The organism is Streptomyces sp. NPDC107575 (assembly GCF_055657265.1).
The window spans coordinates 210,946-235,159 of sequence record NZ_JBVKBG010000008.1; the positions used below are offsets into that span (position 1 = coordinate 210,946).

24 protein-coding genes and 1 pseudogene are annotated in these 24,214 nt (G+C 69.2%); 16 read left to right on the plus strand and 9 right to left on the minus strand.

Features of this window, described 5'->3' with window-relative positions; translation table 11 throughout:
- Nucleotides 1-57: 57 nt before the first annotated feature.
- From dprA to ACZ7L4_RS35750, 3 genes are all read left to right on the plus strand, one after another.
- A complete protein-coding gene (dprA, locus tag ACZ7L4_RS35740; protein ID WP_472109089.1) occupies nt 58-1,227 on the plus strand; it encodes a DNA-processing protein DprA in 1,170 nt (389 codons plus the stop codon).
- Nucleotides 1,228-1,577: 350 nt separating this feature from the next.
- Nucleotides 1,578-2,420, plus strand: a complete 843-nt coding sequence (gene whiG / locus ACZ7L4_RS35745; protein ID WP_385761161.1) for an RNA polymerase sigma factor WhiG — start codon at nt 1,578-1,580, stop codon at nt 2,418-2,420.
- 139 nt (nt 2,421-2,559) lie between these two features.
- Nucleotides 2,560-3,117: a TetR/AcrR family transcriptional regulator gene (locus ACZ7L4_RS35750; RefSeq protein WP_450810687.1), complete on the plus strand. Its 558-nt coding sequence runs from the start codon at nt 2,560-2,562 to the stop codon at nt 3,115-3,117.
- On the opposite strand, the gene ACZ7L4_RS35755 is transcribed toward ACZ7L4_RS35750, so the two are convergent.
- Complete coding sequence (locus ACZ7L4_RS35755; RefSeq protein WP_472109091.1) at nt 3,006-3,740, minus strand: murein hydrolase activator EnvC family protein; 735 nt, start codon at nt 3,738-3,740, stop codon at nt 3,006-3,008. The two genes, ACZ7L4_RS35750 and ACZ7L4_RS35755, sit on opposite strands and share 112 nt — an antisense overlap.
- Before the next feature lie 288 nt (nt 3,741-4,028).
- On the opposite strand from ACZ7L4_RS35755, the gene rpsB reads away from it, so the two are divergent.
- The 7 genes from rpsB (at nt 4,029) to ACZ7L4_RS35790 (ending at nt 10,195) form a co-directional block, all read left to right on the plus strand.
- Nucleotides 4,029-4,937, plus strand: a complete 909-nt coding sequence (gene rpsB / locus ACZ7L4_RS35760) for a 30S ribosomal protein S2 (protein ID WP_472109093.1) — start codon at nt 4,029-4,031, stop codon at nt 4,935-4,937.
- A gap of 121 nt (nt 4,938-5,058) precedes the next feature.
- On the plus strand, nt 5,059-5,895 hold the full coding sequence (gene tsf, locus ACZ7L4_RS35765; protein ID WP_450810640.1) for a translation elongation factor Ts: 837 nt from the start codon (nt 5,059-5,061) through the stop codon (nt 5,893-5,895).
- Nucleotides 5,896-6,066: 171 nt separating this feature from the next.
- Nucleotides 6,067-6,846 (plus strand): UMP kinase, encoded by a 780-nt coding sequence (gene pyrH, locus ACZ7L4_RS35770; protein WP_385761153.1) that lies wholly within the window; start codon nt 6,067-6,069, stop codon nt 6,844-6,846.
- Between the two features lie 157 nt (nt 6,847-7,003).
- On the plus strand, nt 7,004-7,561 hold the full coding sequence (gene frr / locus ACZ7L4_RS35775; RefSeq protein ID WP_450810641.1) for a ribosome recycling factor: 558 nt from the start codon (nt 7,004-7,006) through the stop codon (nt 7,559-7,561).
- A 32-nt stretch (nt 7,562-7,593) separates the two neighbouring features.
- Entirely contained in the window at nt 7,594-8,817 is a 1,224-nt protein-coding gene (locus ACZ7L4_RS35780) for a phosphatidate cytidylyltransferase (protein WP_472109096.1), read from the plus strand.
- 151 nt (nt 8,818-8,968) lie between these two features.
- Nucleotides 8,969-9,625 carry a YceI family protein gene (locus ACZ7L4_RS35785; RefSeq protein ID WP_472109098.1) on the plus strand — a complete coding sequence of 219 codons (657 nt, stop codon included), beginning with the start codon at nt 8,969-8,971 and terminating at the stop codon, nt 9,623-9,625.
- 237 nt (nt 9,626-9,862) lie between these two features.
- Nucleotides 9,863-10,195: a hypothetical protein gene (locus tag ACZ7L4_RS35790; RefSeq protein ID WP_472109100.1), complete on the plus strand. Its 333-nt coding sequence runs from the start codon at nt 9,863-9,865 to the stop codon at nt 10,193-10,195.
- Nucleotides 10,196-10,893: 698 nt separating this feature from the next.
- Here ACZ7L4_RS35790 and ACZ7L4_RS35795 read toward each other — a convergent pair.
- On the minus strand, nt 10,894-11,073 hold the full coding sequence (locus ACZ7L4_RS35795) for a hypothetical protein (protein ID WP_472109102.1): 180 nt from the start codon (nt 11,071-11,073) through the stop codon (nt 10,894-10,896).
- A 222-nt stretch (nt 11,074-11,295) separates the two neighbouring features.
- Nucleotides 11,296-11,436: a hypothetical protein gene (locus tag ACZ7L4_RS35800; protein WP_472109104.1), complete on the minus strand. Its 141-nt coding sequence runs from the start codon at nt 11,434-11,436 to the stop codon at nt 11,296-11,298.
- 134 nt (nt 11,437-11,570) lie between these two features.
- On the opposite strand from ACZ7L4_RS35800, the pseudogene ACZ7L4_RS35805 reads away from it, so the two are divergent.
- Nucleotides 11,571-11,834 (plus strand): annotated as a pseudogene (locus ACZ7L4_RS35805) (NUDIX hydrolase); the annotation flags it as partial.
- A 398-nt stretch (nt 11,835-12,232) separates the two neighbouring features.
- Nucleotides 12,233-13,312: a hypothetical protein gene (locus ACZ7L4_RS35810; RefSeq protein ID WP_472109106.1), complete on the plus strand. Its 1,080-nt coding sequence runs from the start codon at nt 12,233-12,235 to the stop codon at nt 13,310-13,312.
- Nucleotides 13,313-13,956: 644 nt separating this feature from the next.
- Here ACZ7L4_RS35810 and ACZ7L4_RS35815 read toward each other — a convergent pair.
- The gene (locus tag ACZ7L4_RS35815; RefSeq protein WP_472109107.1) at nt 13,957-14,163 is read right to left on the minus strand and encodes a hypothetical protein; all 207 of its coding nucleotides are present in this window, start codon (nt 14,161-14,163) and stop codon (nt 13,957-13,959) included.
- 279 nt (nt 14,164-14,442) lie between these two features.
- Between ACZ7L4_RS35815 and rlmN the strand changes: the two genes are divergently transcribed.
- The 4 genes from rlmN (at nt 14,443) to ACZ7L4_RS35835 (ending at nt 19,642) form a co-directional block, all read left to right on the plus strand.
- On the plus strand, nt 14,443-15,549 hold the full coding sequence (gene rlmN, locus ACZ7L4_RS35820) for a dual-specificity RNA methyltransferase RlmN (protein WP_472109109.1): 1,107 nt from the start codon (nt 14,443-14,445) through the stop codon (nt 15,547-15,549).
- A gap of 267 nt (nt 15,550-15,816) precedes the next feature.
- Nucleotides 15,817-16,941: a thiamine ABC transporter substrate-binding protein gene (locus ACZ7L4_RS35825; protein ID WP_472109111.1), complete on the plus strand. Its 1,125-nt coding sequence runs from the start codon at nt 15,817-15,819 to the stop codon at nt 16,939-16,941.
- The gene (locus tag ACZ7L4_RS35830) at nt 16,917-18,593 is read left to right on the plus strand and encodes an ABC transporter permease (protein WP_472109113.1); all 1,677 of its coding nucleotides are present in this window, start codon (nt 16,917-16,919) and stop codon (nt 18,591-18,593) included. The genes ACZ7L4_RS35825 and ACZ7L4_RS35830 overlap by 25 nt, the downstream gene beginning before the upstream one ends.
- Nucleotides 18,593-19,642 carry an ABC transporter ATP-binding protein gene (locus ACZ7L4_RS35835; RefSeq protein WP_472109115.1) on the plus strand — a complete coding sequence of 350 codons (1,050 nt, stop codon included), beginning with the start codon at nt 18,593-18,595 and terminating at the stop codon, nt 19,640-19,642. The genes ACZ7L4_RS35830 and ACZ7L4_RS35835 overlap by 1 nt, the downstream gene beginning before the upstream one ends.
- Nucleotides 19,643-19,718: 76 nt before the next feature.
- Here the strand turns inward: ACZ7L4_RS35835 and ACZ7L4_RS35840 are convergent, their stop codons facing one another.
- The 5 genes from ACZ7L4_RS35840 to ACZ7L4_RS35860 form a co-directional block, all read right to left on the minus strand.
- A complete protein-coding gene (locus ACZ7L4_RS35840; protein WP_472109117.1) occupies nt 19,719-20,396 on the minus strand; it encodes an LAETG motif-containing sortase-dependent surface protein in 678 nt (225 codons plus the stop codon).
- A gap of 166 nt (nt 20,397-20,562) precedes the next feature.
- Nucleotides 20,563-21,699, minus strand: a complete 1,137-nt coding sequence (locus ACZ7L4_RS35845) for an LOG family protein (RefSeq protein WP_472109119.1) — start codon at nt 21,697-21,699, stop codon at nt 20,563-20,565.
- 38 nt (nt 21,700-21,737) lie between these two features.
- Complete coding sequence (locus tag ACZ7L4_RS35850; protein ID WP_472109121.1) at nt 21,738-22,151, minus strand: VOC family protein; 414 nt, start codon at nt 22,149-22,151, stop codon at nt 21,738-21,740.
- An 87-nt stretch (nt 22,152-22,238) separates the two neighbouring features.
- Nucleotides 22,239-23,399 carry a hypothetical protein gene (locus tag ACZ7L4_RS35855; RefSeq protein ID WP_472109123.1) on the minus strand — a complete coding sequence of 387 codons (1,161 nt, stop codon included), beginning with the start codon at nt 23,397-23,399 and terminating at the stop codon, nt 22,239-22,241.
- Nucleotides 23,381-24,145: an ABC transporter ATP-binding protein gene (locus tag ACZ7L4_RS35860; protein WP_472109125.1), complete on the minus strand. Its 765-nt coding sequence runs from the start codon at nt 24,143-24,145 to the stop codon at nt 23,381-23,383. Before ACZ7L4_RS35860 ends, ACZ7L4_RS35855 begins: the two co-directional genes overlap by 19 nt.
- Nucleotides 24,146-24,214: the final 69 nt, after the last annotated feature.

The following is a 24,214-nucleotide window of genomic DNA, read 5'->3' on the forward strand; positions in this document are numbered from 1 at the left end:
GGGCGGGGCCTTGCGGGCCGGGGCCGCGGACGGGGCGATGCCGAGGGAGGGCGGGGCGTGACGGGCGCGGTAGGCGGTGACGACGTGCGGCTCGCGCGGGCGCGGCTCACGCGGATCGTGGAGCCGGGCTGGGAGGTCGCCGGGCAGTGGCTGCGCCAGTTCGGGGCCGTGGAGACGGTGCGGCGCATCGAGGCGGGCGAGAGCGAGGAGCCGCTGCCCGGGGTGCGGGCAGAGCGCTGGGCGGGGCTTGTCGCGCGGGCCGCGGACGCGCCGCCGGCCGAGCGGGATCTGGCGCGGGCGGCGTCGGCCGGGGCGCGGTTCGTGTGCCCGGGGGACGCGGAGTGGCCGGGACAGTTGGACGACCTGGGGGACGGGCGGCCGGTGGGGCTCTGGGTGCGGGGCGGGCCCAGCCTGCGGATGTGGGCGCTGCGCTCGGTGGCCGTGGTGGGCGCGCGGGCCTGCACGGACTACGGGGTGCGGATGGGCGCGAGCCTCGGGGCCGGGCTCGCCGAGCGCGGCTGGGTCGTGGTCTCGGGCGGGGCCTACGGGGTCGACGCGGCCGCACACCGTGGGGCACTCGGAGCGGCCGGGGCGACAGTGGCCGTGCTCGCCTGCGGCATCGACCGGATCTATCCGCGGGGGCACACGCAGTTGATCGACCGGATCGCGGAACAGGGACTCGTGATCGGGGAGTTGCCGCCCGGGGACCACCCGACGCCCAGCCGGTTCATCCTGAGGAACCGGGTGATCGCGGCGCTCACCAGAGGAACGGTCGTGGTGGAGGCCGCCTATCGCAGCGGGGCGCTGGGCACGGCCCGTTGGGCGCAGCGCCTCGGGCGGCACGCGATGGGCGTTCCGGGGCCCGCGACCAGCAGCGTCTCCGCGGGAGTGCACGAACTGCTGCGCAAGGAAGCGGTGCTGGTGACCGACGCCGCGGAAGTCGTCGAGCTGGTCGGGGACATGGGCGAGCTCGCGCCCGAGCGCCGGGGGCCGGTGCTGCCTCGTGATCTGCTGCCACCCGGAGCGGCCCGGGTGCTCGCCGCGCTCCCCGCGCGCGGGTCGTGCAGCGTCGCGGAGGCGGCCCGCGGTGCGGGGACGGCCGAGGACGAGACGATCGGGAGGTTGTACGAACTGCGCTCTTTGGGGTTCGTCGAACGACACGGCGTCGGCTGGCAGTTGACACGCCAGGCGATCGAATCGGTCTTTCCCGGAGGGGAGGTGTCCTGACGCGGTGCGTTGCGCCGTCCGGATGACCCCCCGATGACCTTGGCAATTCCGGCAGTTGGCGCTCCGCGCCGGTCGGACGGGGCGAAGGAACCGGCCACGCGAGTCGACGAAGGGAACGTATCTGCGCAACGGTGATCTCCCACCCTTCGCACACTGCGACGCTCCAGTCACGCTACGCTCACCAGGATCCGGGTTCGTCCCCTCCATCCGGAATCAGGTGGGTAGCTCGGTACCAGTCATCACCAGACGGGCAACACGGCATCTTCACAGGCAGAGCGATCACAGCGACCAGTACGTCAAGCACCTTCGGGTTCCTGGGTACGCAGCAGCAGAACGGCACAAGGCGGCGCATGCCACAACACACCTCCGGGTCCGACCGGGCGGCGGTACCCCCCGTCGCGCGCGGCTCCAGCGTGCGGCCTCCGGCTCCCTCCTCCCTCGAGGAGCTGTGGAGGTCGTACAAGGAGACGGGCGACGAGCGGCTGCGCGAGCAGCTGATCCTGCACTACTCGCCGCTGGTGAAGTACGTGGCGGGCCGGGTCAGCGTGGGGCTGCCGCCCAATGTGGAGCAGGCGGACTTCGTCTCGTCCGGGGTCTTCGGGCTCATCGACGCGATCGAGAAGTTCGACATCGAGCGGGAGATCAAGTTCGAGACGTACGCGATCACCCGCATTCGCGGCGCGATGATCGACGAACTGCGCGCGCTCGACTGGATCCCCCGCTCGGTGCGGCAGAAGGCGCGCAACGTCGAGCGTGCCTACGCCACGCTCGAGGCCCAGCTGCGGCGCACTCCCTCGGAGAGCGAGGTGGCCGCGGAGATGGGGGTCGCGCTGGAGGAACTGCACGCGGTTTTCAGTCAGTTGTCACTGGCGAACGTGGTGGCGCTGGAGGAGCTGCTGCACGTCGGGGGTGAGGGCGGTGGGGACCGGCTCAGTGTCCTGGACACGCTCGAGGACCATGCCGCGGACAACCCGGTGGAGGTCGCGGAGGACCGGGAGCTGCGGCGGTTCCTGGCGCGGGCGATCAATACGCTGCCGGAGCGCGAGAAGACCGTTGTCACGCTCTACTACTACGAAGGCCTGACGCTGGCCGAGATCGGCAACGTGCTCGGGGTCACGGAGAGCCGCGTCAGTCAGATCCATACGAAGTCCGTGCTGCAGTTGCGGGCGAAGCTCGCGAGTTTCGGGCGCTGACGGGGTGCGCGGCGGGGCCGGGAGGCGAATCGTGCCTGCCGTGTGTCCTGCGTCGGACGGGCCCGGGAGGCCCGGGCGGCTCCCGTCGCGGGCCGCATCTTCGTAAAGTGGAGACGTGCCTAGGATTCGAGCGGCCTCTGTGGCCGAGCACCGGTCGATGCAGCGCGGCGCCCTTCTGGACGCGGCGCGTTCCCTGCTGTCCGAGGGCGGGACGGACGCGCTGACGTTTCCCGCGCTCGCGGAGCGGACGGGGCTCGCGCGCTCGTCCGTCTACGAGTACTTCAAATCGCGCGCGGCCGTGGTCGAGGAGCTGTGCGCGGTCGACTTCCCGGTGTGGGCCGCGGAGGTCGAGGCCGGGATGGCGCGGGCCGCTACGCCCGAGGGCAAGGTCGAGGCGTATGTGCGGGAGCAGTTGGCGCTGGTGGGGGACCGGCGGCACCGGGCCGTCGTCGCCATCTCCGCGAGTGAGCTGGATGCCGGGGCGCGGGAGAAGATCCGGGCCGCGCACGGGGGGCTTGTCGCGATGATCGTCGAGGCGCTCGAGCAGATGGGGCATGCGCAGCCGCGGCTCGCCGCGATGTTGCTTCAAGGGGTGGTGGATGCGGCCGTGCGCAGGATCGAGCTGGGGGCCGCGGAGGAGCCCGGCGTGATCGTGGATGCGGCCGTGGGGATGGCGCTGCGGGGCGTTCGCGGCTGAGCCCGTCCCGGGGGTCGGCGTTCGTGGTGCGCGGCACCGGGGTGCCGCCTTGCCCACCCTGCCGCCCAAGGCGGAGGCGGCAGATAACCCAAGGCGCTGACGGGCCAGCCCCACACCGGCAGCAGTCTCGACGGTCGGCCGCGGAGGGTCGACGCGTTCAGCAAGGACAACGGGTCCAGGTACTCCGTAGCTCGGCGCAGGCCCCAGTGGAGGCAGGAGTGGGATGTGGGTGGGCAGTGGGTCGTGGGGAGTTGGAGGGTGGCCACCGGGTCGCCGGCCGTGACCTTGGCGCCCCGTTCGACCAGCGGCGTCACCGGCTCGTACGTCGTGCGCAGCGGTGGGTCGCCGGTGTTCGAGAGTGCGACGGAGAGCACACCTCTGCCCGCGACCTCGCCCGCGAACGAGACCCGTCCGTCGGCCACCGCGCGTACGGGAGCGCCGATGGGGGCCGCCAGGTCGACGCCGCGGTGGCCGGGGCCGTAGGGCGAAGCCGGTGGGGTCCAGGGCCTGACCACCCGTGGCCGCTCGCCCACCGGCCAGAAGCGGGCGTCCCCCGCCCAGGCCGCAGGTCCCAGCAGCGCGAGCAGGAGCCCCGCAGTCATCACTGTGAGTAGTTTCCGCATGGCGCTCAGGTTCCTCCGCGGAGCGTCCTCGCGGGGATCATGGCCGGGAAACGTGGACTACCGAACGGTTGTGGACAGCGGCGTCACCCGGTACCTCGCGGGTCCCGTACACTTCATGTGGCGATCCGGCCCACCGGATCGACTTCGCACGCCCCGACACCGGTCCTCACGGGCTCGTGTCAGTGGCCTATCGGTCCCGTACGGACGGCTCGCAAGAGCGTGAACGTACGCGGCAGGCACACGCAGTGGGCGTCAGGAAACAACCGAGAAAACACAAGGAGTACGGCCATGGCCGTCGTCACGATGCGGGAGCTGCTGGAAAGCGGCGTCCACTTCGGTCACCAGACCCGTCGTTGGAACCCGAAGATGAAGCGCTTCATCTTCACGGAGCGCAACGGCATCTACATCATCGACCTTCTCCAGTCGCTGTCGTACATCGACCGCGCCTACGAGTTCGTCAAGGAGACCGTCGCCCACGGCGGCACGGTCATGTTCGTCGGCACGAAGAAGCAGGCGCAGGAGGCCATCGCCGAGCAGGCGACCCGCGTCGGCATGCCCTACGTGAACCAGCGCTGGCTGGGCGGCATGCTCACCAACTTCTCGACCGTCTACAAGCGTCTGCAGCGCCTCAAGGAGCTCGAGCAGATCGACTTCGAGGACGTCGCCGCGTCCGGTCTCACCAAGAAGGAGCTTCTCGTGCTCTCGCGCGAGAAGGCCAAGCTGGAGAAGACCCTCGGTGGTATCCGCGAGATGTCCAAGGTGCCCAGCGCCGTCTGGATCGTGGACACCAAGAAGGAGCACATCGCTGTCGGCGAGGCCCGGAAGCTCAACATCCCGGTCGTCGCGATCCTCGACACGAACTGTGACCCCGACGAGGTCGACTACAAGATCCCGGGCAACGACGACGCGATCCGCTCCGTCACCCTGCTCACCCGCGTGATCGCCGACGCCGTCGCCGAGGGCCTCATCGCCCGCTCCGGCGTCGCCACGGGCGACCAGAAGCCGGGCGAGAAGGCCGCCGGTGAGCCCCTCGCCGAGTGGGAGCGCGACCTGCTCGAGGGCGAGAAGAAGGCCGACGACAAGGCTGAGGCCAAGCCCGCCGAGGACGCCGAGAAGGCTGCGGAGGCCCCGGCCGCCGAGGCCCCGGCCGCCGAGGCCCCGGCCGAGGCTCCGGCCGCGGACGCCGAGCAGGCCTGACCCGTACGGGATTCGGTTTCATGAGGTGACGGCGGGGGTCGGCTGCGGCCCCCGCCTTCACCCGTAACCGTCACCTTCGTTCTCACACTGCTTCAGACTTCGTAGAGAGAAAACCAGGATCATGGCGAACTACACCGCCGCTGACGTCAAGAAGCTCCGCGAGCTCACCGGCGTCGGCATGATGGACTGCAAGAAGGCGCTCGACGAGGCCGACGGCGACGTCGACAAGGCCGTTGAGGCCCTGCGCATCAAGGGCCAGAAGGGCGTCGCCAAGCGCGAGGGCCGCTCCGCCGAGAACGGTGCCGTCGTCTCCCTCATCGCCGACGACAACACCTCGGGTGTCATCGTCGAGCTGAAGTGCGAGACGGACTTCGTCGCCAAGGGCGAGAAGTTCCAGGCCGTCGCGAACGAGCTGGCCGCGCACGTCGCCAAGACGAGCCCCGCGGACCTCGAGGCGCTGCTCGCCTCCGAGATCGAGGCCGGCAAGACCGTCCAGGCCTTCGTCGACGAGGCCAACGCCCAGCTCGGCGAGAAGATCGTCCTGGACCGCTTCGCGCAGTTCTCGGGCGCCTACGTCTCCGCGTACATGCACCGCACCATGCCCGACCTGCCCCCGCAGATCGGTGTCCTGGTCGAGCTGGACAAGGCCGACGCCGAGCTGGCCAAGGGCATCGCGCAGCACATCGCCGCCTTCGCGCCGAAGTACCTCTCCCGCGAGGACGTCCCGGCCGAGGTCGTCGAGTCCGAGCGCCGCGTCGCCGAGGAGACCACCCGCGCCGAGGGCAAGCCGGAGGCCGCGCTCCCGAAGATCGTCGAGGGTCGCGTCAACGGCTTCTTCAAGGAGGCCACGCTGCTCGGTCAGCCGTACGCCCTCGACAACAAGAAGTCCGTCGAGAAGGTCCTCCAGGAGGCCGGTGTCACCCTGAAGCGCTTCTCGCGCATCAAGGTCGGCATCTGAGTCCGTACCGCGACAGACGCGAGACCCCGCTAGGGTCGACAGCAGTCGTCCGGGAACGCACCGGGCGACCGCAGTTGTGACGAGGAGGCCATTGCCGCGCATGGGATGCGAACCACCCCACCGGCAGTGGCCTTCTTCGTATGTGTGCCAAGCAAAAGAGGCGAGAATCCCATGACCACCACCCAGGCCGACACTGCCGATAAAGGCGACAAGAGCGACGAAGGCAAAGGCGCGGGGCGCTTTCTGCTGAAGCTTTCCGGCGAGGCGTTCGCCGGGGGCGGGGGTCTGGGCGTCGACCCCGACGTGGTGCACGCCATTGCCCGTGAGATCGCGGCCGTCGTGCGGGACGGCTGGCAGATCGCCGTCGTCATCGGCGGCGGCAACTTCTTCCGCGGCGCCGAGCTGCAGCAGCGCGGCATGGATCGCGCCCGCAGCGACTACATGGGCATGCTCGGCACGGTCATGAACTGCCTGGCCCTCCAGGACTTCCTGGAGAAGGAGGGCATCGACTGCCGCGTGCAGACCGCCATCACCATGGGGCAGGTCGCCGAGCCGTACATCCCGCTGCGCGCCGTGCGGCACCTGGAGAAGGGTCGCGTCGTCATCTTCGGCGCCGGCATGGGCATGCCGTACTTCTCCACCGACACCACCGCCGCGCAGCGCGCCCTGGAGATCGACGCCGAGGCGCTGCTCATGGGCAAGAACGGGGTGGACGGCGTCTACGACTCGGACCCGAAGACCAACCCCGAGGCCGTGAAGTTCGACGGGCTCAGCTACGGCGAGGTCATCACCCGGGACCTGAAGGTCGCCGACATGACCGCGATCACCCTGTGCCGCGACAACAAGCTGCCCATCCTCGTCTTCGAGCTCATCACGTCGGGCAATATCGCCCGTGCCGTCAAGGGTGAGAAGATCGGGACCCTCGTAGGCGAACAGGGCACCCGCGCCTGACACCCTCCCGTCCCCCTGGGAACCCCGTGCCCTCGAAGGTTCCCCGAGGGATGGACAATGTCCTGCCGGTCGGACACCGTGCAGGAAAGACACGCGACGCAGCCGACCGCGCCCCCGTGCCCGGCCGGGCCTCACTCAAGACACGCAGGAGCAAGTGGTGATCGAAGAGACCCTCCTCGAGGCCGAGGAGAAGATGGAGAAGGCCGTCGTCGTCGCCAAGGAGGACTTCGCCGCGATCCGCACGGGACGTGCGCACCCGGCGATGTTCAACAAGATCGTGGCCGACTACTACGGCGCGCTGACGCCGATCAACCAGCTGGCCTCGTTCTCGGTGCCCGAGCCGCGGATGGCCGTGGTGACCCCGTTCGACAAGAGCGCGCTGCGCAACATCGAGCAGGCGATCCGCGACTCCGACCTCGGCGTCAACCCGAGCAACGACGGCAGCATCATTCGTGTGACGTTCCCCGAGCTGACCGAGGAGCGCCGTCGCGACTACATCAAGGTCGCCAAGGGCAAGGCGGAGGACAGCAAGGTGTCCATCCGTTCCGTCCGCCGCAAGGCCAAGGAAGCCATCGACAAGGCGATCAAGGACGGCGACATCGGCGAGGACGAGGGGCGTCGCGGCGAGAAGGAGCTGGACGACACCACCTCCAAGTACGTGGCCCAGGTCGACGAGCTGCTCAAGCACAAGGAAGCCGAGCTGCTCGAAGTCTGAGCGAGCGCGGAAGATCGAGGTTCGAGGAATCCGTGAACGACTCTTCCTGGGGTGCGCCGACCGGGCCCGGACAGTGGGGCCCGACCGACGGCCAAGGGTCCGCCCCTGGTCAGGGGCCCGCGAACGGGCAGGTGCCGGCGTACGGCCAAGGGCCGTCGTACAACCAAGGACCGTCGTACGACCACGGACGCGCTCCGGCGGGTCCCGCGTACGAACGGCACGCGGTCGATGAGACTCGGCCCATGCCCATCGTGCCCGATATGCCTGATACGCCTTCTGGTGACGGAAGGGGCGACGACCAGGACGACCGGGGGACCGCTCGGCTGAGTGGTCCCCTGTTCCGCGACGAGACGCCTCGGCAGCCGGAGCCGGCCGAACGGCCTTCGGGGCCCGCGGAGCCCGCCGGGTCCGCGGGGTCCTCGCGGACCGAACCGCGCAAGAAGAAGAGCGCGGGCCGGGACCTCGGGGCCGCCATAGGCGTCGGTGTCGGGCTCGGCGCGGTGATCATCGCTTCGCTCTTCATCGTCAAGGCCGTGTTCGTCGGGGTCATCGCGGTCGCGGTCGTCGTCGGCCTGTGGGAGCTGACCTCGCGGCTCGACGAGCGCAAGGGCATCAAGGCGCCGCTGGTGCCGCTCGCCGTCGGTGGCGCGGCCATGGTGGTGGCCGGGTACGTGCGGGGCGCCGAGGGTGCCTGGGTGGCGATGGCGCTGACCGCGCTCGCCGTCCTCGTGTGGCGGATGACGGAGCCGCCCGAGGGATACCTGAAGGACGTCACGGCGGGGGTCTTCGCGGCCTTCTACGTGCCGTTCCTCGCGACCTTCGTGGCGATGATGCTCACCGCGGACGACGGGGCGTGGCGCGTGCTCACGTTCCTGATCCTGACGGTCGTCAGCGACACCGGGGCGTACGCGGTCGGCTGGCGCTTCGGCAAGCACAAGCTCGCGCCGCGGATCAGCCCCGGCAAGACCCGCGAGGGGCTGGTCGGCGCCGTCTCGTTCGCCATGGTGGCGGGCGTGCTGTGCATGCAGTTCCTGGTGGACGACGGCACGTGGTGGCAGGGCCTCGTCATGGGCGCGCTCGTCGCGGCCAGCGCGACGCTCGGGGACCTCGGCGAGTCCATGATCAAGCGGGACCTCGGGATCAAGGACATGGGGACGCTGCTGCCGGGTCACGGCGGAATCATGGACCGCCTCGACTCCCTGCTGCCGACGGCCCCGGTGGTCTGGCTGCTTCTGGTGCTGTTCGTCGGTTCCTGAGGAACACCCACGTGAGAGCCCCCGTCCGTAACCGGACGGGGGCTCTCCGTATCTGCCCCCACGGGACTTGTGAAGACCTGTTCACGAAGGTGGGCGGGTTCGTTGAGGGGGGCTTGCGGGCGTTCTTTACGCTCAAGTAACAACATGCCTCATGAACATTTTCGGTCGCAGCTTCTCATCCCGGCGCGCAGAGGGATCCGCTGCTCCGGGGGCCGCCGGCACCGCAGTACTGCCCGATCCGGACGGCCACGACCCCTCCATGGCGGCGCTCACCGGCTCCTGGATGGTCGACCCCGCACACAGCAGGATCGGGTTCTCCGTACGGCATGCCATGGTGACGACCGTGCGCGGCGCCTTCGCGGAGTACCAGAGCCGCCTCTACTTCGACGGCGACGACCCGTCCCGCTCCTCCGCCGAGCTCGTCCTCGCCACGGCGAGCGTCGACACCGGGGTCGAGCAGCGGGACGCGCACGTGGTGGGCCGTGACTTCCTGAACGCCTCCCAGTACCCGCGGATGACCTTCAAGAGCACGGCCGTGGAGCTGGCGGGCAACGATGTCTACCGGATGCACGGCGACCTCACCATCAAGGACGTCGCCCGCCCCGTCGTCCTCGAACTCACCTACATCGGCTTCGTCACGGACGCCTTCGGCGACGAACGCGTCGGCTTCGACGGCACCACCACCATCAACCGCACCGACTGGGGCCTCACGTACAACGCCCGCCTGGCCCAGGGCGGCAACATGGTCAGCGAGAAGGTCCGCCTCCAGTTCGACATCGCAGCGATTCGGACGCCGTCGGGGCGCTGAGGGCGCGGGGGCGCGGGGCACACGCGTAGACCTGCGACACGTAACGGCACGACACCCCACGGCCCTGCCTGAAGCCGGTGACCTCGCTCACCTCCAGGCACCGAGAAGCCCCCTAGCAGCGACTCTGTCGCCGATAGGGGGCTGTTTTCGTGGCACTGGGCCGCCCTCCGGCGGGGTGAGGCCCGGGGGAGCAGCTGCGAGCTAGGCTCCCGGGCAGCGACGGGAATGGGGCGCAAGGTGGATCAACACTGGCCTGAAGGACCGAACGCCGATCCTGGTGCGGCGAGGGACCGCTACGACACGGACCTGCGGGCGTCGCATGCGGCGGTACGAGAGCTGTTCCGCGTCGAACTGCCCATTGCGCACATGGGTTTGGCGGCCGTGGTCGTCGTCAGCGTCGTCATCGGCCTGGGCTGCTCCCTAAAGGCAGGCGCCGTCGTCGCGGGAGTCTTCATGGCGCTGCTCCTCGTCGCCCTCACTGTGGGCCTGCTGCGCGGCAGGCGGGGATGGGGCGCCGTCCACGCCGCGTACAAGCTCACCTTCGGCTGGGCGAACTGGATCTCGCTGTAGCGGAGCGGGAGGCCAGCCTGTACGACGACGGCAGCGTCGACTGCTGGGAAGCCTACGGCTACCTGTACGAGGCTTTTCGTGGCCTCTAGTGGCCTGCTCCCTGGCACCGCGTGCGAGGTCGTGTCAGGGCCGGAGACGATCGAATCCGTCGGACTGGTCCAGGTGGAACGGTGGGCCAGGACTTGTCGGTTGCCAGCCCTGGGTGAGGGCCAAGGCGATGGCGGCGCTCACGTCTCTGGGGAGCACAGCGGCACTCGGCGCTCCGAACCAGTTGCCGGCATGAGGCTGGTTCGTGGTGACGACGAGGGTCGTGCCGGGCTCGTCTGCGTGCTGGACCGCGTACGTGCACGGTCTGTCGCAGAGGGCCTGGTCGTACGTCGGCCGGCCGCGTAGGCACCAGCGATACGTCGTGCCGTCGACGACGATGCGTCGCGAGCCCTTGCGGTTGAGTGTCACAGCGTCCCCTCCAGCCCTGCGCTGGCCGCGATGCTAGCTGGTCAGAGCGTGGGTGCCTGGTGGCCCAGGTGACGGCGACAGGTCACCCCCATTCGTCTGCGGCACTGGTCAAGCTATGCCTAAGCCCGGAGAACTGATGACCCCCGGCCAGTAAGAAGCCCCCTACCTGCGGCTTTGTCGCCAATAGGGGGCTGCGTTCATTGTGCTGGGCCGTCTGTGGGCCGTGGGCAGGTGGGACCTGGCTATGCCTGGACACGCTCACTGGACGGGTGCTCGGACTCGGCCGATCTCAGGTGGCGGCGCCATACGTACCTTTGGTTGATCAGCGCCATGACCCAGACCAGCACTGGGGCTGACGAGGCCAGGATCTGCCCCGCCTCGGCCCCGTCGATGATGTCCCAAGCCAGAAGTACGGTGGACATGAACAGCAGCGGCCAGAAAAGCCAGGGGGAGCGCCGCACGACCCAGGCCGCATACGGTGGGAGAACATGAGTCGGGGCCGTCGCGCCTCGGCGCATGTCACTCACCGGTTTCCCTGCCATCGGGCCTGCTCGAACATCGTGCGGCTGGCGACCGTACATGAGTGGTCTCTTGGGCGCTAACGACGGTGGAACACTCGGTCCACGGCGTTCCGAGTGCGTTCCTTACGCGACGTCATCAGGTGCGCGTTCACCCCGCAGCGTCAGTGCCGGATCGTTGTGGCCGCCGAGGTACTGGCTCGCGGCCTCGATGCTCTCCCCGGCGTCGACCGGCACGGAGGCGTAGAAGTACCTCAGAGCGTGCATGCCGTGCTCCCGAGCCGAGCGTGCTTCCCCATCAGGCCCGGCGTCTGGGATGAGCCCAGCGAGCGCGAAGCGGGCTTCCAGACATGGGTGTTGAAGTTGCTGCGCCACGCGATCCCGTAGGCGGGCGTCCGCCGACCGGCAGCCGCGTCGAGGTGGATGAGCTGACCGGCGTCTACAAGAACACGCCCCGAGGCGTCGTTGCTCTGGTGTTCCGCTGCAAGCCCGCGGGCGGTGAGGAGCGCACGTCGGACGAGTCCACGGCCGTGGAGTGGCTGACGCCCGACGAGGTCAGCGAGTACATGTCCGAGGTCTACTCGATCCGGCTCCTGGATGCCCTCGACGGGGCAGGCCCGCATGTCCGAAGCCATGACGGCAAGCGGCTGACGCCAGCGCGATAGAACTTTCCCTACTTCATCAAGGCCCGCGCACGGCGCGGGCGCGCGCCGCCTTGCAGCGCGTACGGCCTCCATGGCTTCGCCACCGGCCGGCCGCGCACGGCGGCGCGCTCGTGTGTAATGCGGGGGAAGAGGGAAAGGCCCGCGCGGCTGCGTCCGGTCGGCTCTGCGGCTTTACGCAGCCACTTTGGGGCGAGCCTCGAAGATCATTGCCCCACATCGAGCACCAACGGGCAGGTTCACTACCTACCCGACTCGCGGTCAGCTTAAGGGGCCAGGATCAGTCGACCCAAAGCAGCTCCAGCCCAAAGCCCTCCACCGACCGCGTTTCCTGCTGTATCCCCATGCTTCTTTCACCCCTATCGCGCTAAGATTGCCCCTCTCGGCGAAGGGCGGTTCTGATGAGTGTCCATTTTTTCGGTGTCGGCTGCATAGCCCCAAAGGTTACCGACCCCAAAGACGTAAAAGATTGGATCACTCAAGTCAAAGAAGCATTCGAAGCAATCCCTTCAGTTCACAAATTCAAAACGATCGGAATCGAAGATCTCGATTTCCGCTGGGCGGGAGACGGATACGCCGAATCAGAGGGCGATGAAATCGACCTCCCGGAATCCGGGATAATAACATTCGAAATAAACATTCCGGCAAGGCTGCAGGCGTTCAGCTTCCTGCTGAATGGCGAGGTGGAGAATTTCAGGGTCACTATCGTTTTCGACCACATACATCCAGTGACTTACGTAGAGTGCCTCGATGCTCCAGATGGAGTGAAGTATCCATCTGGAAGTCTAGTAGTAGTTCGAGAATTTTTGCGCGAAGAGTTCAGAAGGCGCGAATCGTCCGTTGGTCTACTGGTGCTAGGGCCGAGCCCGTTCCACGCAGACTTTACCCTGGAAATCGGAACAGGGCCTCAGTCGGCAGGTGATGGCTTCACTGTCAAAATTAGCAAGAGTCTCGCGTACGACCGGATCGCATATTTTCACGAATCCGAAGACTCGCTTTGGCGCCTCTATCTATCGCTCCAAAAGCAATTCTCCTACTTTTACCGATTTACGAGCTTGAGGAATTCAAGGCTTCAGGCTGCAGGTAGCCTCTCGGATCAATCTCGGGAAATAGGTGAAGCGTTCAAAAAGCGCGGATTCCGTGCTTATCTCGCTAGAACACTGACAATGCGCCACAAACTGCAGTCGGCGCAACTAGATGCTGTTTCCGCAAGATTGATGATAATTCATCACAAACGCGACAGCATGGAAGATCTCGAAGGGCTTTATCCGGGTGAAGAGACAGCCCACCTTAGAAGTTACCTAGAGAAAACCATGAAAGAAGATTTCGCAGAGGAGATCGAGAGTTCGGAAAAAGTCTTGGAGGTGCTGGATGGGCGACAGAGTCAAGAGTTGCAGCGCTTCGCAAGTATTAGCTTCTCCTTCTTGGGTGTAATTGTTGGTGCTCTACTGACAGCCGCCTTCAGGGCCTGGTGGGGATAGTTAACCATTCTCCATTCTTCTTTAAACTATCCGCGCGCAATCGCGAATACCCGTGGCCGCCAGCGGACCATCAGCGCAGGTGGCAAGACAGCAGCCCAAAGACGGCGAGCATCTCAAGTTGCTCCGGGATGAAGGGGTCACCCCGCAAAGCGGACAGACACTGCGACAGCCAATGCACAAGTGCCCTCTCGAGCCGTCCTGGGGCCGTGGAAGGGCTCGTTGGTTACCAGCGCTGACAACGGGCGACGGCTGCGCCGCAGTTCAGAGCGGTGATCCAGTAGACGTCCGCAGGTCAAGGTCGTCCGTGATCAGTTGTGGCTAGGCAGAGCGTGAAGAGGGGGACCGCGTCGCTCATCTTGTGGTCACGACGCTGCCTCCGGCGGGGGATCGGCCGGCACCGGGGGGGGGAAGGGGTCGCGCTGCCGAGTGCGGGTCCGCGGGTGGTTGCGAGGAGCTCCCATCCCGTCCACCGTCGACCCAGGCAAAGCCGAGCAGACGTGGCCCATGGCGTCCAGGTCGTTCGTACAGTGGCGCGCTCCACCTGGACGCCATGGACCCCGCCCGCTCCACTGCGTGTGGGTCGACGGCGGACGGGATGGGAGCTTGGGTTGAGTGGTGGGCTGAGCCAGGACTGAAAGCCCCAATCAGGTGACCTGCTTCCAGTCTTCCGCCGAGTGCGAGGTGAATACGGCGCTGCGGTGTGCCTTGCGCTTCCACATGGTTGCGCCGTCGCCATACTCGGGCAGAGCCTCGCGCGTCTGTTCCTCGGTCTCGAAGGCGTACTCCTTGCCTTCGGCTGTGCGGATCTTCCACTCGTCTGTCGGCATGTAGCCGAGGCCCGAGAATGCCATGTGAAGCTCCCTGTGTAGCCCCCTCGCAGGACATACCGCCAGGTTAGGCAGGGTGGGATGGCGACGCTCGCCCAGTGCCGTCGAAGGGGTCTGGTGGGCAGCCGTGTGGAGTCCTGTAGGGCTAACCAGCCTGCTCATGGCAGTGGAGTGCCCTCGTGGTCCGGGCCGTCTGTGGGCCGTCCGAGGGGGCCCAAGGGTGACCGGCAGCGACCGACGATGACAGGGGTCCCGAGCTTCTGGCCCAGGTCACCTCGCCGGATCTGCGACACTGGTAAAGCTATGCCTAAGCCCGGAGAACTCACGTTCGTCGCCCCCCGCGGGGCCAAGAAGCCGCCGCGGCACCTTGCTGATCTTTCGCCTGCTGAGCGGAAGGAAGCCGTTGCCGCGATCGGTGAGAAGCCGTTTCGCGCCAAGCAGCTGTCGCAGCACTACTTCGCGCGGTTCGCGCACGACCCCGCGGAGTGGACCGACATCCCCGCGGGATCGCGCGAGAAGCTGCGGGAGGCGTTGCTGCCGGAGCTGATGACCGTCGTGCGGCATCTGTCGACCGACAACGACACGACGCGCAAGACGCTGTGGAAGCTGTTCGACGGGACGCTCGTCGAGTCCGTGCTGATGCGGTATCCGGATCGCGTGACGATGTGCATCTCGTCGCAGGCCGGATGCGGGATGAACTGCCCGTTCTGTGCCACGGGGCAGGCCGGGCTCGACCGGAATCTGTCGACCGGTGAGATCGTGCATCAGATTGTCGACGGGATGAGGGCGCTCAGGGACGGGGAGATTCCTGGGGGGCCCGCCCGGCTCAGCAACATCGTGTTCATGGGCATGGGCGAGCCGCTCGCCAACTACAACCGGGTCATCAAGGCCATGCGCGCGCTCACCGACCCGGAGCCCGACGGGCTCGGGCTCAGCCAGCGCGGGATCACCGTGTCGACGGTCGGGCTCGTGCCCGCCATCAACCGGTTCATCGACGAGGGGCTGAAGTGCCGGCTCGCGATCTCGTTGCACGCGCCGGACGACGAGCTGCGCGACACCCTCGTCCCCGTCAACACGCGGTGGAACGTGCGAGAGGTGCTCGACTCCGGGTTCGAGTACGCCGCGAAGTCCGGGCGCCGGCTCTCCATCGAGTACGCGCTCATCCGCGACATCAACGACCAGGCGTGGCGTGGTGACCGGCTCGGGCGGATGCTCAAGGGCAAGCCCGTGCATGTGAACCTGATCCCGTTGAATCCGACCCCGGGGTCGAAGTGGACCGCCTCGCGGCCCGAGGACGAGAAGGCCTTCGTCAACGCCATCGCCGCCCACGGCGTCCCGGTGACCATCCGGGACACCCGTGGTCAGGAGATCGACGGAGCCTGTGGACAGCTGGCGGCCACCGAGCGGTAGCCTGGCCACAGTAAGTACGACAACTACATCTGCATTTCCGACAGGGGAGCGCCACAGCGCTGAGAGTGCGGCAACCGACGGCAGGCTTCACGGCAGGCATCGCGTCGACAGGCCGCAGACCCTCTGGACCTTGCCCGGGTCATTCCGGGTAGGAAGTTCGGACACCACTCAAGCTGTTGCGCCCTGCCCGGAGCCCTGCCGTCGTCGACGAAAGGGCTCCGGGCAGGGCCGCGTCTTCTCCTGGTCAGCTCCAGGAGGAATGAAGTAGTGAGCAAGAAGCCGTCGGCCGTCGGGCCGACCCGCAAGTCTGCCGCCACCGTTTACGTTTCCGTGGCTGTCGGGCTCGGGCTCGTCGCCCTGTCCGCGTGCGGCTCGTCCGGCGGTGGCTCCGGCGCCGCGGGTGGGGATTCCAAGACCGTGACGCTCGTCAGCCACGACTCGTGGGCCGTTTCCAAGGGCGTGCTCAAGGACTTCGAGAAGAGCTCCGGGTACAAGGTCAAGGTCCTCAAGGACGGGGACGCCGGCGAGGCCGTCAACAAGGCGATCCTGTCCAAGGACAACCCGCAGGGCGACGTCTTCTTCGGCGTCGACAACACCCTGCTCTCGCGTGCGCTCGACAATGGGATCTTCTCCTCGTACAAGGCCAAGGGGCTCGAGGAGAACGTGAAGAGCGAGTACCGGCTCGATGCTGGGAAGGACCGGGTCACCCCCGTCGACACCGGGTCGCTCTGCGTCAACTACGACAAGGCGTACTTCAAGAAGCACGATCTCGCGCCGCCGTCGTCCTTCGCCGATCTCGCCAAGCCGGCCTACAAGAATCTGCTCGTCACGGAGAATGCCTCCACCTCGTCGCCCGGTCTCGGTTTCCTCCTCGGGTCCGCCGCGAAGTACGGCGACGACGGCTGGCAGCCGTACTGGAAGAAGCTGAAGGCCAACGGGCTCAAGGTCGTGGACGGCTGGGACCAGGCGTACAACGAGGAGTTCTCGGGGTCCGCCGGGGGCAAGAAGGCCGGCGGTGACCGGCCGCTCGTCGTGTCCTACGCGTCCTCGCCGCCCGCCGAGGCCGTGTACGCCGATCCGCAGCCGAAGACCTCGCCCGTCGGGGTCGCCAAGGGCACCTGCTTCCAGCAGATCGAGTTCGCGGGGCTGCTGAACGGCGCGCAGAACGAGAAGGGCGGCAAGGCGCTGCTCGACTTCCTGGTCTCCAAGAAGTTCCAGGAGGACATGCCGCTCAACATGTTCGTCGACCCGGTGACCAAGAACGCCACCGCGCCCGCCGACTACACCAAGTACGCGGTGAAGATCGACGATCCCGAGACCATGAGCCCGCGCAAGATCGCGGACAACCGGGACGACTGGGTGAAGTCGTGGACGTCGCTCGTACTGAAGTAGTCCCCAGATCGCGAGGCAACGCGGCGCGGCTCGGGCTCATGGTCCTGCCCGTCGTGTTCTTCGGGCTGTTCTTCGCCTACCCGGTCGTCTCGATCGTCGAGCGCGGGCTGCACGTCGACGGCGGCTGGCAGCTCGGGCGGATCCTGGACGTGCTCGGGCAGTCCGACATCCGGCACGTCCTGTGGTTCACGGTGTGGCAGGCGCTGGCGTCGACCGCGCTGACGCTGCTGATCGCGCTGCCGGGGGCGTATGTCTTCGCCCGGTTCGAGTTCCCCGGCAAGCAGGTGCTGCGGGCGGTCGTCACCGTGCCGTTCGTGCTGCCGACCGTCGTCGTGGGCACCGCGTTCCTCGCGCTCGTCGGCAACGGCGGGCTGCTCGACGAGCTGTGGGGCGCCCGGCTCGACACCACGGTGTGGGCGATTCTGTTGGCGCATGTGTTCTTCAATTACGCGGTCGTGGTGCGGACCGTCGGCGGGCTCTGGGCGCAGCTCGATCCCCGGCAGGAGGAGGCCGCGCGGATGCTCGGCGCCTCGCGGTTCGCGGCGTGGCGGAAGGTGACGCTGCCGGCGCTCGGGCCTGCCGTCGCGGCCGCCGCGCTCATGGTGTTCCTGTTTACGTTCACGTCGTTCGGTGTCGTGCAGATTCTCGGTGGGCCGGGATTCTCGACGCTCGAGGTCGAGATCTATCGGCAGACCGCGCAGATCTTCGATCTGTCCACCGCCGCCGTGCTGACCATCGTGCAGTTCCTCGCCGTCGGGCTGATTCTCGGGGTGCACGCCTGGAGCGTGCGCCGGCGGGAGAGCGCGCTGCGGCTCGTCGACGCCGCGCACACGGCGCGCAGGCCGCGCGGGGCCGGGCAGTGGGCGCTCCTCGGGGGCGTGTTGGTGTGCGTCGCCCTGCTGATCGTGCTGCCGCTGGGTGTGCTCGTCGAGCGGTCGCTCGATGCTCCGGGCGGATACGGGTTCGGGTACTACCGGGCGCTCACGGACGCCGACGGCGGGACCTTCCTCGTACCGCCGATCGACGCGATCTGGAACTCGCTGGAGTACGCGCTCGCCGCCACGGCCATCGCCGTCGTGATCGGTGGGCTTGCCGCCGCGGCGCTCACCCGGCGCGCGGGGCGGCTCGTGCGCGGGTTCGACGCGCTGCTGATGCTGCCGCTCGGGGTGTCGGCGGTGACCGTCGGGTTCGGGTTCCTGATCACGCTCGACGAGCCGCCGCTCGACCTGCGGTCCACGTGGATCCTGGTGCCGCTCGCGCAGGCGCTCGTGGGCGTGCCCTTCGTCGTACGGACGATGCTGCCGGTGCTGCGGGCCGTCGACGGGCGGCTCCGGGAGGCCGCCGCCGTGCTCGGGGCCTCGCCGCTGCGGGCGTGGCGGGAGGTCGACCTGCCGATGGTGCGGCGGGCGCTGCTGGTCGCGGCCGGGTTCGCGTTCGCCGTGTCGCTCGGCGAGTTCGGGGCGACCGTGTTCATCGCGCGGCCCGACAACCCGACGCTGCCGGTCGCCGTGGCCCGGCTGCTCGGGCGGGCCGGTGACCTCAACTACGGGCAGGCGATGGCCCTTTCGACCGTGCTGATGGTCGTCTGTGCGGCCTCGCTGCTCGTCCTTGAACGGATTCGGCCCGCCAAGGCCTCGACCGGGGAGTTCTGATGTCGCTGCTGGAGCTGGACGACGCGACCGTACGGTTCGGTGGGCGCGCCGTGCTCGACGACGTGGACCTGGAGGTCGCCGAGCACGAGATCGTGTGCGTGCTCGGGCCGAGCGGCAGCGGCAAGTCGACCCTGCTGCGGGCCGTCGCGGGGCTGCAACCCCTGGACGGCGGGCGGGTGTTGCTCGGCGGCGCGGACCAGGCCGGGGTGCCCGCGCACAAGAGGGGCGTCGGCCTGATGTTCCAGGACCACCAGCTGTTCCCGCAGCGCGACGTGGGGCAGAACGTCGCCTTCGGATTGCGGATGCACGGGGTCGGCAAGGCCGAACAGGCGGATCGAGTACGGGAGTTGCTGGGGCTCGTCGGGCTGCCCGGGGCCGAGCGGCGCGCGGTCGGCGCGTTGTCGGGCGGGGAGCAGCAGCGGGTCGCGCTCGCGCGGGCGCTCGCGCCGAGGCCGCGTCTGCTGATGCTGGACGAGCCGCTCGGTCAGCTCGACCGCTCGCTGCGTGAGCGGCTCGTCGTCGAACTGCGGGAACTCTTCGGCGAGTTGGGGACGACCGTGCTCGCTGTCACGCACGACCAGGGCGAGGCCTTCGCGCTCGCCGACCGGGTCGTCGTGATGCGGGACGGGCGGATCGCCCAGACCGGTACGCCGCTTGAGGTGTGGCAGCACCCGGCGGACGAGTTCGTGGCGCGGTTCCTCGGCTTCGACAACGTGGTGGAGGCGACGGTGACCGGGGCGGTCGCGGACACGCCGTGGGGCAAGGTGCCGGTGCCCGAGGGGGCGGAGCAGGGGGACCAGCGGCTCCTCGTGCGGCCCGCGGGCGTACGCCTCGTACCCGCCGCCGAAGCCCAGCTGACCTGCGCCGTCACCGCGCGCACCTTCCGTGGCACGCACGTCGCGGTGCATCTGCAGCCGGCGGACGCGCCCCGCCTGGAAGCGGCCTGCGCGCTGCGCGCGGCGCCGGAGCCGGGCGACGAGGTCGGGGTCGCCTTCGACGCGGCGGAGATCGTGGTGCTGGGGGCGGGCGCCGCCGCGGACAACGGCTGAGCCGGAGAACCGGCTGGGCCGGAGAAGCGGCTGAGCCGATGACCGACTGAACCGTCCAACGGCGCCCGCGCCAGGCCTACTTCTGCGCCGAGCCCTTGCGGCGGAGCGCGAAGACCACGCCGCCGCCCGCGACGACCAGGAGGGCCGCGATGCCGGCGATCATCGGGGTGTTGCTGCTCGCGCCGGTCTCGGCGAGGTCCGAACCACCGGCCGGGGAGGCCGAGCTGCTCGGCGCCGGGGCGGCGGCGGAGCTGCTCTTGGAGGGCGCCGGGGTCGGCTTCTCGGCCGGGGCCGAGGTGCTGGGCGCCGCGGACGTCGGAGGCGTCGACGGCTTTTCGGTGGCGCACGCCGTCGCCGGGGCGGTGACGCCGCCCTTGATGTCGTCGTCGACGTCGAAGCGGTCGGTCTTCACGTGGACGCGGTAGGTCGCGCCCGGCTTCCAGTCCTCCTTGAAGGTGATCGTGGCGCCCTCCTTGGAGCCCTTCACGACCTGGGAGCCGACCTGCTCCTCGGAGCCGCCGGACGTCCGGAAGACGGTGACGGTCGCCGGGGTGCCGGACGCGTCCACGTCGGTCACGGAGATGACGCCCTGCGGGCCCTCGCAGGCGGCCTTGGCGGTGAACTCGCTGATGTTGCACGCCGATGCGGAGCCCGCGACGCCGAGCGTCAGGGCCGTCGCGGCGGCGGCCACGCCGGCGAAGCGGGCTGCTCTGGAGGAGGAGATGCGCTGAGATATGCGGGGGGCTACGGACACAGCTGTCCTTCACATGTGCTGGGAAGAGGAGGGGTGCGGCGCGGCGCGAACGCACCTCGAAGCTCAACACCCCCATGGTCACCGCTGGTTTATCGGTGACCGTGACGCACGGTCAATACACGAAGCGCCTCACCGGCCACTCTTGACCCCCGCTTGACCCAACGCGCTAGCCGAGACGCTCGATCGCCTCGCCCGCCTCCTCTGCCGTGTCCACCAAGGCGATCCGGTCCTCCATGGACCGCTCGCGGGCGAGTGCCTGGAGCAGCGGCCAGGTGGGGAGGCGTTCGGTCCAGTGGGCGCGGTCGACCAGGACCATCGGGGTCGGTTCGCCCCGTGACTCGTAGTAGTTGGGCGTCGCGTTGTCGAAGATCTCCTGCACCGTGCCCGCCGCGCCCGGCAGGAAGATCACGCCCGCGGTGGAGCGGGCCAGCAGGCCGTCCTCGCGGGTGGCGTTGGCGAAGTACTTGGCGATGTGCTCGGCGAACGCGTTCGGCGGCTCGTGCCCGTAGAACCAGGTGGGGATGCCCACGGAGGGGCCGCCGCCCGGCCAGCGCTCGCGCACGGCGAAGGCCGCGTCCGCCCAGTCGGTGATCGACGGGGTGAACGACGGTGATTTGGCGAGGAGTTGGAGCGCGTCGTCGAGCATCGAGTCGGCGAACGGCGCCGCGTACGCGCCCAGGTTCGCGGCCTCCATCGCGCCGGGGCCGCCGCCCGTCGCCACCATGAACCCGGCGCGCGCGAGCGTGCGGCCGAGCCGGGCCGCGCCCGCGTACGCGTCCGTGCCGCGCGCCATCGCGTGACCGCCCATGACGCCCACCACCCGGGCCCCGACGAGGAGTTCGTCGAGCGCGTCGGACACCGAGTCGTCGTGCACGGCGCGCAGCATCGACGCGAACACGTCGCCGTCGGCCTTGGTGCGCTGGAACCACTCGTACGCGCGGGCGTCGGGAGTGGCCGCGTAACCGCCCTCGGACGACAGGCCCTCGAAGAGCTCGGCCGGGGCGTAGAGGCGGCCGCGGTACGGGTCGAACGGGAGCCCGGGGACCGGCGGGAAGACCAGCGCGCCGCGCGCCCTGACCTCGGCGGCCGCCTGCGGGTCCATGGGGCAGCCGAGGAATATGGCGCCCTCGACCTCGGCGCGGCGCAGGTGCTCGGTGCGGCCGGTCAGGTCGACGGCCTGCACCCGGTGCCCGGTCAGCGTGCCGCGCGCGGCCACCACCTCGTCGAACTCCGCGAGCGTCTCGATCTCGCGGTCGTGGGTGGTGGCAGGTACGGGTTTGGAGGAATGCTCTGGAGTCGGCACCCGCCCATGCTAAGCACGGGCGGGCGCCGGGCCGTTGGTCAGCCCTCGACGACCGACGGGTCCATCCACATGACCTCGAAGGTGTGGCCGTCGAGGTCGTCGAAGGCGCGTCCGTACATGAAGCCGTGGTCCTGCTTCTCGCCGGTCTCGGTGCCGCCCGCGGCGATCGCCCGGTCCACCAGCTCGTCGACCTTCTCGCGGCTCTCGGCGCTCAGCGCGATGAGCACCTCGCTGCTGCTCGTGGAGTCGACGATCTTCTTCTTGGTGAAGCCCGCGTACTTCTCCTTCGTGAGCAGCATGATCACGATGTGGTCGCTGATCACGATGGAGGCGGCGGTGTCGTCCGAGAACTGGGCGTTGCGCTCGTAGCCCAGCTCCGTGAAGAACTTGGTCGATGCGGCCAGGTCGTTCACGGCCAGGTTCGGGAAGATCATCTGCTGGTACTCGCTCATGACGTGTCCGCCGCCTTCTCGATTAAGTGAAGCGAAGTGAAGTGGTGTGGTGCGTACGAACATGTAGACGGCCAGTGTCGTCAAAACTCATCGCGCCGTCAGCGGAGCCGCCGAAAGTTCCGCGACGACCCAGGTCAGCGGCCCGAAGAGGGCCAGCAGGGCGCAGGCCCTGAGCGCCACCGCGCCGCGCAGCGCCGTGGCGGGCGCGCCGATCCGCAGCAGCGCCTCCGTCGTGTGCCGCCGCGCCTGGCGGGCCTCGAAGGACGCGGTCACCAGCGTCGCCACGGCGCAGCCGACGACGAGCAGCGCGCCGAGCGTGGCCAGCGGTCCGACGCCGGCCGCCCGCTCCCCGTACACGACGCCCGCCGCGTACAGGCCCGACGCCACCGCGCAGACCACGCCGAGCGGACGTCCGACACGCCGCGCCTCCTCCTGGAGCACCCGGCCGGCCAGCAGTCGCACCGCCGAGGGGCGTACGGACTGCAGCGCGCGCCCGCACAGATACGTGAGCCCGGGACCGGCGAGCGCCAGGCCGAGCGCGGTCAGCGTCCACCCGACGAGCACGCCGGTGGGGCTGCCGGTGAGGCCGCCGGGCAGCCGGGAGCCCGCGGCGCCGCGGGCGCTCGCCGCGTACGTCTCCACCGCGAGGCCCGCCGCGAGCAGCGCGAAGCCCCACGGGAGCCCGGCCGGGGGTGCCGCCGGTTCCTGCGGCTGCTCGATGTCCTTGACCGGGCGCGCGAGGCGCGGGCGCAGCGCGAGGGCGCTCGCCGCGGAGGCCGCGAGCGGCACCCACGTGAGCAGGGTGAGTGTCGCGGCCAGCGGCAGGGGCCGGTCGGCTGCGAGCAGTTCACGGGCCGCGCCGTCGAACGGGAGGCCGGAGAGGTCGCCCCGTAGATGCAGGAAGAACAGCAGCGCCAGCATCGAGCCGAGCGTGCACGCGATGGCCGTGGAGATCGCGGCGAGCAGCGTGAGGCGGGCCGGGCCGAGGCCCACGGCGGACAGGCCCGCGCGCGGCTGCGTGCCGGGGTCGGAGCGGGCCACGGCGACCGCGAAGTACACCGTCGCGGCCAGCGGCAGCGCGCACCAGGCGAGGCGCAGCACCGAGTTCGCCGCGGTCTCGGGGTGCGCAAGGGCGTGGCCGAGCGTGCTCAGGAGCAGAAAGCCGGTGCCGGCCGAGGCGGCGGCGACCAGGAGTCTGCGCAGCTGGACCAGCGGGTGCGCGCCGCGCGCTAGACGGAGAGCGAGCACGCGGTGCGGCCCTCCCCTTCGGCGGCCTTCTCGGGCAGCGGCACGGTGTGCACGCGGCGCCCGTCGAGCAGCGACTCCGTGCGGTCGGCGAGCGCGCCCACCGCGGAGTCGTGGGTCGCGAGGACGACCGTGATGTCGTGCGAGCGGGCCGCGGCGGTGAGCGTGCGCAGGATGTGGGCGCTGTCGGCGCGGTGCAGGGTCGCGGTCGGCTCGTCGGCGAACACCACGTGCGGGGCGTGCGCGAGGGCGCGGGCGATGGCCACGCGCTGGCGCTCGGCGACGGACAGGGCGTGCGGGCGCTTGCGGGCGAGGCGGCCGACGTCGAGCCGGTCGAGCCACTCGTGGGCGGCGGTCTTGGCGGGGCGGCGCGAGGTGCCGCGCAGCATCAGGGGGAGCGCGGTGTTCTCCCACACGTTCAGCTCGGGCACGAGGACCGGCTCGGGGTCGATCCAGCCGAACCGGTCGCGGCGCAGCCGCTCGCGGACCAGCGGGCCCATCGTGTGCACGGGCGTGCTGTTGAACCACACCTCGCCCTGCTGCGGCAGGAGCTGACCGGAGAGGCAGCGCAGCAGCGTCGTCTTCCCGCTGCCGCGCGGACCGGTGACGGCGAGGATCTCGCCCTCGCGGACACCGAGCGAGACACCGGTGAGCGCGGGGGGCGCGCCCTCCGGTCCGTTGCCCGATCCGCTGTGCGCATAGTGCAGGGCACGCGCCCACAGCACGTCGTTGTCCGGCGGGGCCACCATGACGTACACCTCGGTTCTGATCAGTTGCCGTCCCCCGATAGGGGGAACGAAGGCGGGGCCGATCGGTCA